The organism is Caulobacter sp. GW821-FHT10C03, from assembly GCF_059415485.1.
The window spans coordinates 186,555-201,574 of record NZ_JBWKNI010000008.1; the positions used below are offsets into that span (position 1 = coordinate 186,555).

Annotated in this window: 12 protein-coding genes; 11 read left to right on the forward strand and 1 reads right to left on the reverse strand. The window is 68.1% G+C overall.

Annotated features, from left to right (window positions below; all coding sequences use genetic code 11):
- The first annotated feature begins 1 nt into the window (after position 1).
- The 11 genes from cyoC to AC07NG_RS13185 all read left to right on the forward strand — a co-directional run bounded on the left by cyoC (position 2) and on the right by AC07NG_RS13185 (position 13,006).
- Positions 2 to 625: a cytochrome o ubiquinol oxidase subunit III gene (cyoC, locus tag AC07NG_RS13135; protein ID WP_494594440.1), complete on the forward strand. Its 624-nt coding sequence runs from the start codon at positions 2 to 4 to the stop codon at positions 623 to 625.
- Positions 622 to 1,017, forward strand: a complete 396-nt coding sequence (cyoD, locus tag AC07NG_RS13140) for a cytochrome o ubiquinol oxidase subunit IV (protein WP_487290922.1) — start codon at positions 622 to 624, stop codon at positions 1,015 to 1,017. The genes cyoC and cyoD overlap by 4 nt, the downstream gene beginning before the upstream one ends.
- Positions 1,017 to 1,757 (forward strand): SURF1 family protein, encoded by a 741-nt coding sequence (locus tag AC07NG_RS13145; RefSeq protein ID WP_494594441.1) that lies wholly within the window; start codon positions 1,017 to 1,019, stop codon positions 1,755 to 1,757. The genes cyoD and AC07NG_RS13145 overlap by 1 nt, the downstream gene beginning before the upstream one ends.
- Positions 1,754 to 3,109, forward strand: a complete 1,356-nt coding sequence (locus AC07NG_RS13150) for an ATP-binding protein (protein ID WP_494594442.1) — start codon at positions 1,754 to 1,756, stop codon at positions 3,107 to 3,109. Before AC07NG_RS13145 ends, AC07NG_RS13150 begins: the two co-directional genes overlap by 4 nt.
- Positions 3,099 to 3,632, forward strand: coding sequence for a response regulator transcription factor (locus AC07NG_RS13155; protein ID WP_487290925.1), 534 nt, complete (start codon positions 3,099 to 3,101; stop codon positions 3,630 to 3,632). The genes AC07NG_RS13150 and AC07NG_RS13155 overlap by 11 nt, the downstream gene beginning before the upstream one ends.
- Before the next feature lie 258 nt (positions 3,633 to 3,890).
- Positions 3,891 to 6,107 carry an alginate lyase family protein gene (locus tag AC07NG_RS13160; protein ID WP_494594443.1) on the forward strand — a complete coding sequence of 739 codons (2,217 nt, stop codon included), beginning with the start codon at positions 3,891 to 3,893 and terminating at the stop codon, positions 6,105 to 6,107.
- A complete protein-coding gene (locus AC07NG_RS13165; RefSeq protein WP_494594444.1) occupies positions 6,104 to 7,372 on the forward strand; it encodes an MFS transporter in 1,269 nt (422 codons plus the stop codon). Before AC07NG_RS13160 ends, AC07NG_RS13165 begins: the two co-directional genes overlap by 4 nt.
- Positions 7,373 to 7,385: 13 nt before the next feature.
- Positions 7,386 to 8,135: an SDR family NAD(P)-dependent oxidoreductase gene (locus tag AC07NG_RS13170; RefSeq protein WP_494594445.1), complete on the forward strand. Its 750-nt coding sequence runs from the start codon at positions 7,386 to 7,388 to the stop codon at positions 8,133 to 8,135.
- A gap of 38 nt (positions 8,136 to 8,173) precedes the next feature.
- Positions 8,174 to 9,052 (forward strand): rhamnogalacturonan acetylesterase, encoded by an 879-nt coding sequence (locus AC07NG_RS13175; protein ID WP_492854513.1) that lies wholly within the window; start codon positions 8,174 to 8,176, stop codon positions 9,050 to 9,052.
- A 201-nt stretch (positions 9,053 to 9,253) separates the two neighbouring features.
- Positions 9,254 to 12,154, forward strand: a complete 2,901-nt coding sequence (locus AC07NG_RS13180; RefSeq protein ID WP_494594446.1) for a TonB-dependent receptor — start codon at positions 9,254 to 9,256, stop codon at positions 12,152 to 12,154.
- Positions 12,155 to 12,250: 96 nt separating this feature from the next.
- On the forward strand, positions 12,251 to 13,006 hold the full coding sequence (locus AC07NG_RS13185) for a FadR/GntR family transcriptional regulator (protein WP_487290931.1): 756 nt from the start codon (positions 12,251 to 12,253) through the stop codon (positions 13,004 to 13,006).
- 22 nt (positions 13,007 to 13,028) lie between these two features.
- On the opposite strand, the gene AC07NG_RS13190 is transcribed toward AC07NG_RS13185, so the two are convergent.
- The gene (locus AC07NG_RS13190) at positions 13,029 to 15,020 is read right to left on the reverse strand and encodes a response regulator (RefSeq protein WP_494594447.1); all 1,992 of its coding nucleotides are present in this window, start codon (positions 15,018 to 15,020) and stop codon (positions 13,029 to 13,031) included.

Sequence of the window (15,020 nt, forward strand, 5' to 3'; positions counted from 1 at the left end):
CATGGCCCACGCCCAGACCCTGACCGAAGCGGGCGAAACCCGCTTCCACCTGACCGAGGACCACCATCCGGAGAACGGGACCCTGCTTGGGTTCTGGATCTACCTGATGAGCGACTGCCTGATCTTCGCGGTCCTCTTCGCGTGCTACGCCGTGCTCGGCCGCAACTATGCGGCCGGCCCCTCGGGGGCGGATCTGTTCGACCTGCCCATCGTGGCGGTGAACACCGCGCTGCTGCTGTTCTCGTCGATCACCTACGGCTTCGCCATGCTCTCGGCCCAGGCCAAGAAGGTGACGCCGACCCTGGTGTGGCTGGCGATCACGGGCCTGTTCGGCCTCGGCTTCCTGTCGCTGGAACTCTATGAGTTCCATCACCTGATCCACGAGGGCGCCGGCCCGCAGCGCAGCGCGTTCCTGTCGTCGTTCTTCGTGCTCGTCGGCACCCACGGCCTGCACGTGACCTTCGGCATCATCTGGCTCGTCACGCTGATGACCCAGGTCGCCAAGCGCGGCCTCGGCGTCGAGATGAAGCGCCGCCTGATGTGCCTGTCGATGTTCTGGCACTTCCTCGACGTCATCTGGATCGGCGTCTTCTCGTTCGTCTATCTGCTCGGAGTCCTGAAATGAGCGCGGCCAGCCACGATGCGCACCACGCGCACGATGACCACGGTCATGACCACGACGGCGGCGCTCATGGCTCGCTGAAGGACTACGTCATCGGCTTCGTGCTGGCGGTGATCCTCACCGCCATCCCGTTCTGGCTGGTGATGGGCCATGTCCTGCCGAGCAACCAGATGACCGCCATCGCCGTCATGGGCCTGGCGATCATCCAGGTGCTGGTCCACATGATCTACTTCCTGCACATGAACTCGCGTTCGGAAGGCGGCTGGACCATGCTGGCCCTGGTGTTCACCCTCGTCGTGGTGGTGATCACGCTGTCGGGTTCGCTGTGGGTCATGCACAACCTCGACACCCACATGATGGCCCCGATGCCGCACGACATGCGGGAAGTCCCCTGATGACGGCCCGCCGCGGCGGCGCCCGGACGATCGCCCTGGCCGGGCTCTGCCTGGCCTTCACCGCGATCTTCCTGGCGCTCTGCGGCTGGCAGGTCCAGCGCAGGGCCTGGAAGCTCGACCTGATCGCCCGGGTCGAGCAGCGCATCCACGCAGAGCCGACCCCGCCCCCCGGTCCCGACCGCTGGGCGGGGATCAGCCAGACCTCCGACGGCTATCGCCGCGTGCGCCTGACCGGTCGTTTCCTGCACGACCGCGAGGCCCTGGTTCAGGCCGTCACCCGCGAAGGGCCCGGCTTCTGGGTCGTCACCCCGCTTTCCACCGACCAGGGCTTCGACGTCCTCGTCAATCGCGGCTTCGTTTCTGCCGATCATCGCGCTCCGGGAACCCGTCTGGCCGCCCAGGCCGCTGGCCAGGTCAGCGTCGTCGGCCTCCTGCGCCTGACCGAGCCGCACGGCGGCTTCCTGCGCAAGAACGATCCGGCGGGCGGCCGCTGGTACTCCCGCGACGTCCTGGCCATCGCCAAGGCTAAGGGCCTGGGCCGGACCGCGCCCTATTTCGTCGACGCCGACGCCACGGCCAATCCCGGCGGCTGGCCGATCGGCGGCTTGACCGTGGTCAATTTCCCCAACAGCCACCTGGTCTACGCCCTGACCTGGTTCGGCCTGGCGCTGCTGACCGGCGGGGCGGCCGCCTATGTTCTGTTCGACGCGCGCCGGAACCGGGTTAAAGAGGCCCCATGACGCCGACCGCCCGCATCCTGATCGCCGGCATGTCGGGCTGGCTTTCAGGGGCGCGGGCCGCGGACAACGCGGCGAACCCCGCCGACGCCATCGCCCGGCAGAATATGCTGCAGCTGATCCACCTGCGCTGGATCGCCGTGGTCGGCCAGGTCGTCACCATACTGGCGGTGCATTTCAGCCTCGGCTTCCAGCTGCCCCTGGCGGCGATGATGCTGGTGCTGGCGGCGCTGGTCGTGCTGAACCTCGCCAGCCTCCTGCGCCTGAAGAGCGCCAAGCCGCTTGGCCCCTATGACCTGTTCTCGGCCCTGGCGCTGGACGCCCTGGCCCTGACCGCCCAGCTCTATTTCAGCGGCGGCGCGACCAACCCCTTCACGACCCTCTACCTGATGCACGTGATCCTGGGCGTCGTCCTGCTCGAGGTCTGGGCCACCTGGGCGATCGTGTTCCTGACCAGCTTCTGCTTCCTGATGCTGGTGGCCTTCAACCGTCCGGTCATCGCCACGGGGCTCAGCGACCAGGCGTTCTTCGGCCTGTTCATCATGGGCATGCTGATGGGGGTGGTGCTGGACGCGGTGCTGCTGGTGACCTTCGTCTCGCGCATCAACACCAACCTGCGCCGCCACGACGCCCACCTGGCCGAGCTGCGCCAGCGGGCGGCGGAAGAGACCCACATCGTCCGCATGGGCCTCCTGGCCTCCGGCGCCGCGCACGAGCTGGGCACGCCGCTGGCGACGCTGGACGTCATACTGAGCGACTGGCGGCGCATGAAGGTGTTCGCCAAGCACCCGGAACTGGCCCAGGAGCTGGAGGACATGCGCGGCGAGGTCCAGCGCTGCAAGCAGATCGTCACCGGCGTCCTGCTGTCGGCGGGCGAGGCGCGCAGCGGCGAGGTCCGGGTCAGCACCCTGCGGGCCTTCATGGACGAGGTGGTGGCCGACTGGCGCGCCACCCGCAACAGCGATGTCCTGACCTACGAAACCGATCTCGTAACCCCAACCTCGATCGTCGCGGAATCGACCCTCAAGCAGGTGATCCACAACGTGCTCGACAACGCGCTGGACGCCTCGCCCGAGGCGGTGCGTCTGCATGCGAGCGTCAGCGGCGGGCTGATCGTCATCGAGGTGGACGACGACGGTCCGGGCTTCGCGCTCGAGACGCTGGAAAACTTCGGCAAGCCCTACAACTCGACCAAGGGACGGGCAGGGGGCGGCCTTGGCCTGTTCCTGGTGGTCAACGTGCTGCGCAAGCTGGGCGGCGCAGTCGGCGCCGAGAACCGCCCCGAGGGCGGCGCCAGCGTCGTGCTGACCCTGCCCCTGGCCTCGCTGCAGATCCGGAGGCGTCATGCCCGCTGAGCGCAAGCTGATCATCGTCGAGGACGACGAGAAGTTCGCCGCCACCCTGAAGCGCTCGTTCGAGCGCCGGGGCTACGAGGTGGTGCATGTCCATGGCCTGGAAGAGGCCCTGGCGGCGCTGGAGACCTTCGCGCCGCGCTACGCCGTCGTGGATCTGAAGCTGGCCGGGGAGTCGGGCCTGTCCTGCGTCCAGGCGCTGATCGCCCGTGATCCGGACATGCTGATCGTGGTGCTGACCGGCTTCGCCAGCATCGCCACGGCGGTCGAGGCCATCAAGCTGGGCGCCTGCCACTACCTGGCCAAGCCTTCCAACACCGACGACATCGAGGCCGCTTTCGACAAGCGCGAAGGCGACGCCGGCGCGGCCATCGGCGAGCGCGCCACCTCGCTGAAGAATCTGGAATGGGAGCGGATCCACCAGACCCTGGTCGAGACCGACTTCAACATCTCCGAGACCGCCCGGCGTCTGGGCATGCACCGCCGCACCCTGGCCCGGAAGCTGGAAAAGCGCCGGATCAACTGACGGCTTCGCGCCGTTCTCATCCCTGATGCTCATCCCGATCCCGAGGCCCGCAGGGGCGCCGGGCTCGCCGCGCCACGGCCGTAAGCCGCCGAACAAGCGCCGTACCAAATTGGTCTAAATTGGTATAGGCAATATCGCGGACCAAAAATGGGCTAAGATCTGAAAATTTGTTAGGACAAATGGTCCGCCCTGCCGTATGCCGTTTTCTCGAACCTGCGGACCAGCCACAGAGCTGGCGGCATCGAGGGAGTAAGACGAGTGCGACACATTCGGCGACGCGCGGGCGGCCTGGTTCTGGCCCTGCTGGTCTCGGCGGCTCTGCCCGTCGGCGTCATGGCCCAACCGAGCGGGCAGGGGCCTGTTCTGGTCGGCGGCGCGGATCTGGCGGCCATGCGCAGCGAAGGCGAGCGCTATCCGATGTTCGCCGCCGAACTGAAGCGGGTGCGCAAGGAGGTCGACGCGGCCATGAAGGCCGGCATCGACGTGCCCGTGCCGAAGGATCCGGGCGGCGGCCGCACTCACGAGCAGCACAAGCGCAACTACATGGCCATCTACGGCGCGGGCATGCTGTACCGCGCCACCGGCGACAAGGCCTATGCCGACTACGCCCGGCGGATGCTGCTGGAATACGCCAAGCTCTATCCGACTCTGGGGCTGCACCCGGCCGCCAAGAACAATTCCGCCGGCAAGCTGTTCTGGCAGAGCCTGAACGACGCGGTCTGGGTGGTCTATTCGATCCAGGGCTACGACGCGATCCGCGACACCCTCAGCGACGCCGACCGCAAGACCATCGACGACGGCGTCTTCCGGCCGATGGCCAAGTTCATCGCCGACGACCAGCCGCAGGTCTTCGACATCATCCACAACCACGCCACCTGGGCCTGCGCCGCCGTCGGCATGACCGGCTACGTGCTGCGCGACCAGGTGATGGTGGAGAAGGCCCTGAAGGGCACGGACCGCTCGGGCAAGGTCGGCTTCCTCAAGCAGATCGACCAGCTGTTCTCGCCCGACGGCTACTACGCCGAGGGGCCGTACTACCAGCGCTACGCCCTGCAGCCCTTCGTGCTGTTCGCCCACGCCATCGACGAGAACGAGCCGCAGCGGAAGATCTTCGAATACCGCGGCGGCGTGCTGACCAAGGCGGTCCGCGCGGCGGTGCAGCTGACCTATGACGGCTACTTCTTCCCGTTCAACGACGCCCTGCTGGAAAAGAGCCTCAAGACCGACGAGCTCTACCAGTCGGTTGCCATCGCCTATGGCGCGACCAAGGATCCGTCGCTGCTGTCGATCGCCCGCTGGCAGGGCCGCACGACCCTGACGCCGGACGGCCTGGCCGTGGCCCGCGACCTGGCGGCCGGCAAGGAAAGGCCGTTCCCCTACGCCTCGATGCTGTTCCGCGACGGTCCCGACGGCGACCAGGGCGCGATCGCCGTGATGCGCGCCGGACCGGGCGACGAGGACGAGGTCGTGGCGGTCAAGAACTCGGCCCAGGGCATGGGCCATGGCCACTACGACAAGCTGAACTGGATCCTCTACGACGCCGGCCGCGCGATCATCACCGACTACGGCGCGGCCCGCTTCCTCAACATCGAGGCCAAGGACGGCGGTCGTTACCTCAAGGAAAACGAGACCTGGGCCAAGCAGACCGTGGCCCACAACACCCTGGTCGTGAACGAGACCAGCCAGTTCGAAGGCAAGGTCAAGGTCGCCAACACCCTGGCGCCGAAGCAGATCTTCTTCTCCGCCGAAGGGAAGGCGAAGATCAGCACGGCCGAGATGGCCGGCGCCTGGCCGGGCGTGACCTTCCGCCGCTCGATCGTGCAGATCGACGTCGGCGGCAAGGGCCCGCCGCTGGTGCTCGACCTGTTGAAGGTGCACGGCGACAAGCCGGCCCAGTACGACCTGCCGCTGCACTTTTCCGGCCACATCATCGACGCCGGCTTCCCGCTGAAGCAGAACCTCGCCGAGCGCCCGGTGCTGGGCAAGGACGACGGCTACCAGCACCTGTGGGTCGATGCGACGGGCGCACCCGACGCCTCCAACGCCCGCCTGACCTGGATCAATGGCGAGCGTTTCTACACCTGGCGCATGCTGCCGCCTGCCGGGGCGGAGGTGATCCTGGGAGAGAGCGGCGCCAACGATCCCAAGTTCAACCTGCGCCGCGAACCCGTGCTGATTCAGCGGGTGAAGGGCGCGACCGACACGACCTTCGTCGGCGTGCTCGAGCCGCACGGCGCCTACGACCCGTCGGCGGAGACCACCGAAGGCAGCACCAGCCGTATCGAGGCCCTACGCCACGTACGGACGGCCGACGCCGACGTCGTCACCATCGTCCTGGCCGGCGGCCGCACGATCGTCCTGGCCATCGCCGACAGCGCCGAGCCCGGCGCCGTCCACAAGGCGAACGTCGATGGCGCGCCCTTCAGCTGGAAGGGCCACTTCGGCCGCTTCGACGGCGAGGACATCGGCCAATGAGGGGCGGGCTTCGCTGGCTGATCGTCAGCCTGGTCGGGCTGGCGACCGTCATCAACTACATCGACCGTAACGCCCTGGCCGTGATGTGGCCGGCGGTGTCCAAGGACATCGGCGCCGACAAGGCCGACTACGCCCTACTGGTGACCATCTTCATGGTCGCCTACGCCTTCGGCCAGTCGCTGTTCGGCAAGGTGTTCGACGTCATCGGCACCCGCATGGGCTTCGCCGTCTCGATCCTGGTCTGGTCGCTGTCGATCGCCGCCCACAGCCTGGTGCGCTCGCTCGGTCTGCTGGCCCTGCTGCGCGTGACCCTGGGGATCAGCGAGGCCGGCAACTGGCCCGGCGCGGTCAAGGCCAACGCCCTGTGGTTCCCGCCGCGCGAACGCGCCCTGGCGCAAGGCATCTTCAACTCCGGCGCGGCGATCGGGGCGATCATCTCCGCGCCGCTGGTGGCCCTGCTGTTCGAGCTTCTGGGCTGGCGGGCGACCTTCCTGGTGGTCGGCGTGCTGGGCTTCCTGTGGCTGCTGCCGTGGCTGTTCATCTATCGCGCCGACCCGGGCGCCCATCCGTGGCTGAGCGAGGCCGAGCGCGCCCACATCGCCGATCGTGGCGAGGCCAATGCGAAGGCCGGCTGGTCGCCGACCCTGCCGCAACTGCTGCGCCAGAAGCAGAGCTGGGCGATCATCGTCTCGCGCTTCTTCCTCGACCCGGTCTGGTGGCTGTTCGTCTCCTGGCTGCCGATCTACCTGGCGGAAAGCTTCGGCTTCGACGTGCGCAAGATCGGCCTCTTCGCCTGGGTGCCGTTCGTCGGCGCCATGCTGGGCAGCCTCGGCGGCGGCTGGCTCTCCGGCGCGCTGATCCGGCGCGGCTGGAAGACCCTGAGCGCCCGGCGCTTCGCGGTGACCCTGGGCGGCGTGATCATGCTGCCGGCCCTGCTGCTGACGGCCCGGGCGGCCGATCCGCTGAGCGCCGTGCTGCTGATCGCCGTGATCCTGTTCGGCTTCCAGGTGGCCATCAACAACATCCAGACCCTGCCCAGCGACTATTACGGCGGCGGGGCCGTGGGCACGATCGCCGGCGTCGGCGGCACCGCCGCCGTGGCCGGAACCCTGGTCACGACCTGGCTGGTGCCGGTCATGACCCGGCACGGCTACGCCCCGATCTTCGTCCTGGCGGCGGCCATCGTGCCGCTGGGCGTCATCGCTCTCTGGCTGCTGGGCGGGCGCGAAAGCCCCGTGCCGGCGCCGGCTTCCGACATTCAGTAAAAGAGGGGACCCCATGAGGTTCAAGGACAAGGTCGCGCTGGTCACCGGCGGCGGCCGCGACATCGGCCGCGAGGTCTCGCTGCGACTGGCCGCCGAGGGCGCGACCGTGGTGGTGAACTATCGCGGCGACGAAGCCTCGGCCCAGGAGACGGCGGCCCGCATCGAAGCGGCTGGCGGCAAGGCGGTGCTGCACCGCGCCGACGTCACCGACGCGGCCGAGGTGTCGGGTCTGGTGGCCGCCGCCGCTGGCGTCACCGGCAAGATCGACATTCTCGTCAACCTCGCCGGCGGCATGGTCGCCCGCAAGAGCCTGGCCGAGATGGACGAGGCCTTCTTCGACCAGGTCATGACCCTGAACCTGAAGTCGGCCTTCCTGGTGACCAAGGCGGCCCTGCCGCACATCCCGGACGGGGCGGCGATCATCAACATCGCCTCGCTGGCCGGCCGCGACGGCGGCGGCCCCGGGGCCAGCGTCTATGCCGCTTCGAAGGGCGCGCTGATGACCCTGACCCGCGGCTGGGCCAAGGAACTGGGCCCGCGCGGCATCCGCGTCAACGCTCTGTGCCCGGGCCTGATCGGCACCAGCTTCCACGACATCTTCTCCAAGCCCGAAGGCCGCGCCGCCGTGGCCGGCAATACGCCGCTGCGCCGCGAGGGCGCGCCCGAGGAGGTGGCCGCCGCCGTGGCCTTCCTGGCCTCGCAGGACGCCTCGTTCCTGGCCGGGGTCAATCTCGACATCAACGGCGGGCTGGCCTTCTCGTAAGGCCGGCCGCGACCGCAAAAACAAGGAGGGAGGATCCAATGAAAATCAGAACCGCGATGCTCGCGGCCTTGGTCCTGGCGGCGGCTCCGGCCGCCGTCCTGGCCCAGCCGCCCGGCCCGCAGAAGGATCGTGAGCCGCGCACCGACGCCGCCCCGATCAAACCCTACAAGATCATCCTGGTGGGCGACTCCACCATGGCCCCGGGCAGCGGCTGGGCCTCGGCCTTCTGCGACTATCACGTCAAGTCGTCGCTGAACTGCCTGAACCTCGGCCGCGGCGGGCGCTCGACCCGCAGCTATCGCGCCGAGGGCTCGTGGGACATCGCGCTGAACGAGGCGCGGGTGAAGGGCTACGCCGCCACCTACGTGCTGATCCAGTTCGCCCACAACGACCAGTCGTCCAAGGGCGAGCGCTGGACCGACATGACCACCGAGTTCCCGGCCAACCTGAAGCGGTTCGTCGAGGAGGTGAGGGCGGCTGGCGCCGAGCCGGTGCTGCTGACCCCTCTGACCCGCCGCGAGTTCGCGGGGGGGCAGCTGAAGAACACGCTGGAGCCCTGGTCGGAGGAGGTGCGCAAGGTCGCCGCCGAGACCAAGACGCCGCTGGTGGATCTCAACAAGTCCAGCGCCGCCGTCGTGCGCAAGCTGGGCGCCGTGGACTCCATGAAGCTGGCCCAGGCCGAGCCGCTGGAGAACGAGGTGGCCGCCGCCAAGGCCGGCACGACCCTGCCGCCGCGCGCGGCGGAGGAAGCGCGCCAGCCCGACGTGCCGACGACCGAGACCGGGCCGCGCGGCCAGCTGGTGCGCAAGTTCGACTACACCCACGTCGGCGAGACCGGCGCGCGGGTGTTCGCCCGGCTTGTCGCCAACGACCTGGCCGCCGCCGTGCCGGCGCTGCGCAGCCAGCTGGTTCCTTAAGCAAGGAGGACGCGGAAACGGCTTCGCGCCACGGCCCTGGCCGGGGTCGTTTCCGCGCGCCTGCCTGGTAAAAATTGGTATGCATATTGGCCGGTTCAAATTGGCCTAAATATTTCTAAAATTGGTCCGAGAATCCGCCTTGACGCATCTGCGGTCAGGTCGCACGGTTCCGGCATAAGAAAAGAAGGGGAGGGAGCAAACATGCACGTCGCCAATACTCCGCGTGGCCAGTCTACTCTGGGCGTCCAGTCGCGGTTCGCGGTCCTGCGGTCGGTCCTGAGCTGCGGCGTCGCCGCCTCGGCCATCGCGTTCGCCGCCGGCGCTTCGGCTCAGGAAGCGGTCGCCACCGCGCCCGTCGATCAGCCGATCACCGACAACTCGGTCGACGAGGTGGTGGTCAGCGCCGTCCGTCAGACCATGCAGAATTCGATCGCGGTGAAGCGCGACACGACGGCCATCGTCGACGCCCTGTCGGCCAACGAGATCGGCGACCTGCCGGGCCAGTCGATCGGCGAAGCGATCATGACCATCACCGGCGCCACCGCCGACCGTGGCAACTACGGCCCGACCGAAGTGTCGCTGCGGGGTCTGGGCTCGTTCCTGTCGGCCACCACCTTCAACGGCCGCGAGGCCTCGAACGGCAGCGGCGACCGCGCCGTCAACTTCGGCCAGTTCCCGTCCGAGCTGTTCAACGGCATCAAGATCTACAAGTCGCAACAGGCCGACCTGATCGAGGGCGGCGTCGCCGGTACGATCGAGATGGAGACCAAGAAGCCGCTCGACTACGGCAAGCGGCTGGCCCAGGTGGAGTTCAAGGGCAACTACAATCCTTATCAGAAGCGGATCACCGGCTCCGATCCCTGGGGCTGGCGCGGCACGGCCAGCTATGTCGACCAGTACGAACTGGGCAAGCTGGGCGATGTCGGCATTTCGCTGGGGATCCAGCGCAACCAGGTCGACGACCCGGCCGAGTCCTACGTGGCGTCGAACACCTGGGTGGCCTGCAATCCCAGCATCGTCAGCACCGGCAACTGCACCGAGGTGAGCCGCGCCCAGGCCGCCGCCGGCACGCCGTTCTACCTGACGCCCAACTCGATGACCTATCGCCAGCTGACCGCCAAGGAGAAGCGCGACGCCTTCTTCGGCGCTCTGCAATGGCAGCCCAACGACCGCTTCGACGCCAATTTCGACGTCGAATATTCCAAGCGGAACTACCAGGAAGACCGCCACGACCTGGGCCTGGCCGAGACCCGCTACAACCTGCACAACGTGCAGTACGACGATGACGGCCGGCTGCTCTACGCCGAGGGCTCGAGCACGCTGCAGTCGGTCTCGACCCTGTTCCAGCGGGAAGAGGAATATATCGGCGGCGGCGGCAATTTCGAGTTCGAGGCCACCGATCGCCTGACCCTGAAGGCCGACATCTCCTACAGCCAGACCACCCGCACCGACCTGACCCGCTCGGTCCGCCTGCGCTCGGATCCGCTCGACATCTACGGCGTGCGCACGGCGATCAACAATCAGCGGGTGCCCTACGTCTACGACGCGCGCAACGGTTTCGCGCCGACCATCACCATCGACCCGCGCTTCAAGCTCGACGACTGGTCGCTGTTCAGCGACGACGCTCGCCTGACCCGCGAGGAGGAGGAGAAGAAGGACCGCATCTTCGCGACCCGCTTCGACGCCAGCTACGCGCTCGACGGCTTCATCAACAAGGTCGATGCCGGCCTGCGCTACTCGCGCCGCCGCTACACCACCTATGACGACCTGGTCACCATCGACCAGGCCAGCCTGGCGGTGGACCGGGCGGTGAACCTGGCTTGCCGCACCAACTTCCCGCAGTCGGACTACATGTCCGACGCCCCCGGCGGCTCGATCCACAGCTGGGCGACCTTCGACACCCTCTGCCAGTTCCGCAACTATCTGGGCGCGGAAGATCCCGGCGGCACGGGCGACACCCGCTCTGTGGCCAACGCCGACGTCACCGAGACGGTGTGGTCGGGCTACGTCATGGCCTCCTACAAGGGCGAGGCGGCCGGCATGCCGGTGCGTGGCAACTTCGGCGTCCGCGTCGTCGACACCAGCGTCGTCTCCAAGGGCTTGCGGGCCGGCCTGGAGGTGGTCAACAACAGCGACGGCTCGATCCGCCTGGTCGAGACCGGCGAGTTCGACGATACCCGGATCAAGGCTTCCAGCTTCCGCGTGCTGCCCAGCGTCAACGCCAATTTCGACCTGAACCCCAAGACGGTCGGCCGGATCGCGCTCTACCGCGCCATGTCGCGCCCGGCCCCCAGCAGCCTGGCGGCGGGGCGGACCATCACCCTGCAGGACGGCACGGACTTCACCTCGATCCAGGACGCTATCGGCGAGATCGTCGCCAGCGGCAGCCCGCGCCTGAAGCCGATCATGTCGTGGAACGCCGACGTCGCGCTCGAATACTACTACAACCGCGACACCATCCTGGCGACGACACTGTATTACAAGCAGTTCACCGGCGGCTTCATCCCGGTGACCATCGACGAAGAGTTCGTCATCGACGGCCAGAACGTCACGGTGCCGGTCACCCAGACCCAGAACAGCGACGACAAGAGCCACGTCTACGGCGCGGAGTTCACGCTCTCCAACAAGTTCAGCTGGCTGCCCAAGCCGCTCGACGGCTTCGGCGGCAAGCTGAGCTACAACTACGCGATCACCAACTTCAAGAACCACGACATCCGGCTGGGCGACGTCATCGACCCCGACACCGGCGTGGTGACCGAAGGCATGATCCCGGCCGCGGGCCTGAACGGCTATTCCAAGCACGTGCTGTCGGCCCAGCTCTATTACGAGGCCGGCCCGCTGACCCTGCAGGGCATCTACCGCTACCGCTCGCGCTACTATCAGGACTTCGTCGGCGGCAACGCCCAGCTGCGCTACATCTCGGGCGGCGACGCCTTCGACTTCACGGCTCAATACAAGCTGAACAAGAAGGTCGATATCCGCCTGCAGGGCCTCAACCTGTTCAACGAGGTTAAGGTCGACTCGATGCCGATCCAGGGCAGCACCCGCAACTACCAGTACTTCGGGCCGCAGTTCTTCGCTTCGATACGCGCGCGCTTCTAGGGCCGATTGGCGGCCGTGGTGCAAACCAATTTGCTATTCCAATTTTAATCCGATTGGGGCAAATCTGGCGACGCAACAACGTCTTAGAGGGGCGCCATGGCCGACCGCCGGCTGTTCGAGGAAATCGCCGACAAGATCGCCGGCATGGTCCGGGCGGGAGAGTTTCCGCCCGGCTCCAGGCTGCCGGGCGAGCGGGAGATGTCCGAACGGCTGGGCGTCAGCCGGGTGACAGTGCGCGAGGCCGAGATCGCGCTCCAGGCGCGCGGGACTCTGCGTATCCGGGCCGGCTCGGGGGTCTATGTCTGCGGTCCGGTCGCGCCCGACAGCGCCGGCGGCGACGCCCTGCCGACCGTCAGCGCCTTCGAGCTGACCGAGGCCCGCTCGCTGTTCGAGTCCGAGGCCGCCGCCCTGGCCGCGCCGATCATCTCGGATGCGGACCTCGCCAAGCTCGACGCGCTGCTGATCGAGATGGTCGAGGCCGGCGACGACGACGCCCGCTCGACGGCGGTGGATCGCGAGTTCCACATGACCATCGCCTCGGCCTCGGGCAATCGGGTGATCATCCACACGATCAAGACCCTCTGGAAGTTCCGCATGGAAGATCCGGAGGTGCGCCGCACCCACGAGTCGATCTGCCATCACGATGGCGACGCCCGCCAGAACGAACACGCCGCCGTGGTCGAGGCCCTGCGCCGCCGCGACGCCAAGGCCGCCCGCCAGGCCATGCGCCTGCACTTCTCGCGCCTGCTGGAAGCCATGCTCGACGCTACCGAGCAGCAGGAGCGCCAGGCGCTGGAACGCAAGTCGGCCGAGAGCCGCAGCCGCTTCCTGATCAGCGCCCGGATGGGCTGACCCGTCGGGCTGAAACGCCCGCCTAGCTCACCGCGTCGAGGATCGCCCGCACCCGCGCGGCCAGGGCCGAAGGCGCGTAGGGCTTGTCGATCATCGGGTATTCGTTGGCCCAGTCCTCGGCCTCCTGGCCGATGAAGCCCGAGGTCAGCAGCACCTTCAGGCTGGGCCGCTTGACGCGGGCCTTGCGGGCCAGGTCCAGGCCCGTGATCCCGCCGGGCATCACCACGTCTGAGAACAGCAGGTCGAAGCCGTCGCCGTTGCGCAGGCGGCGCAGGGCGCTGGCGGCGTTGCGCGCCGCGGCGACATGGTAGCCCAGCGGTCGCAGGGTATCGACCGCCAGGGCCAGCACGGCCGGATCGTCCTCGACCACCAGGATCCGCTCGGTGCCGACCGGCACGCTGGCGGCTGGACCCTCAATCACGACCTCTACATTCGACGGCGCGCAGGCCGGCAGGTCGATGCGGAAGGACGCGCCGGCGCCGGGGCTGGTCGTCACCTCGATCTCGCCGCCTGACTGCCGCACGAAGCCATAGACCTGCGAGAGGCCCAGGCCCGAGCCCTTGCCCACCTCCTTGGTGGTGAAGAACGGCTCGAAGATGCGCGAGGCTACCTCGGGCGACATGCCCGGGCCGCTGTCGCTGACCACCAGCTGGTGGCCGGCCGCGCCGGTTCGCACCGAAATCTTCAGCAGGCCTGCGCCGTCCATGGCGTCGCGAGCGTTGACCGCCAGGTTCAGCAGCACGCTTTCCAGTTGGGCGACGTCGACATGCACCCAGCCCTGTTCGGTCGAGTGTTCGACCTCGATGGTGACGGCATCGCCCACCGCTTGGCGCAGTAGGGACGAGAACTCGCGGACGAGGTCGTTGAGTTCGACCGTCGCCGGGTCCAGCCGCTGTCGGCGCGAGAAGGCCAGCAGTTGGCGGGTCAGGGCCGCGCCGCGCTCGGCCGCCTGGCGGGCCGCCATGATCTGCCGGGCATAGGGAAAGGCGTCGCCGCAGCGGCGCTGCACGAGGTCGATATTGCCCAGCACCACGGTCAGCAGGTTGTTGAAGTCGTGGGCCACCCCGCCGGTCAGTTGGCCGACGGCCTCCATCTTGCGGGCGTGGGACAGGGCCTCTTCCAGGCCGCGGCGGTCGGTGTTGTCGAACAGGGCGCCGAACACCAGGGCGCGGCCGGTGTCGTCGTCGAAGGCCAGGACGCCCTGGTCGATGAACGAGCGATACTCGCCGTCGGCCCGCAGCCAGCGGTACTCGCAGCTGTAGGAGCCCGTCCGTATGGCCTCGGCCTGGGCGCGGGCGACCACGGGGCGGTCCTCGGGATGCACCCGGTCGATGCCCAGCGCGGCCTCGCCCAGCAGTTGGTCGGCCGGAAAGCCGGTCAGGCGCTCGGCGTTGTCGCTCAGCGACAGCGGGGTGTAGGGCGGCTCGGCCAGGCGGGAATGGAAGACAATCGGCAGCACCCGCAGGATGGCCTGCTGGCGCTCCTCGTTGCTGCGCAGCGAGCGCTCGGCCGCGGCCTTCTCGACCTGGACCCGGGCGTATTCCTCCAGCAGGGCCTTCTGGTGCTCGGCCTGGCGAGCCAGCTCCAGCGTCTTGACGTGGAGATCGACCAGCACCTGCACCTTGGAGCGCAGGATGAACGGATCGACCGGCTTGAACACCACGTCCACGGCCCCGGCCGAATAGGCCTTGAAGATGTGGGTCTCGTCGCGGAACACGGCGGTCAGGAAGACGATCGGCACGCTGCGCGTGCGCCGGCGCTGGCGGATGAGGGCGGCGGTCTCGTAGCCGTCCATGCCCGGCATGTGCAGGTCGAGCAGGATCACGGCGAAGTCGTCGGTCAGAAGCCGCCGCAGGGCCTCCTCGCCTGAGCGGGCGATGACCAGCTCCTGGCCCAGGCTCTCCAGCGCCTGGACGGCGGCGAAGGCGTTGCGCTCGTCGTCGTCGACGATGAGGATCTTGGTGACCGGCTGCGGCTCGGGCTCGACCGGCGGGAACTGGACGGCGGGGACCAT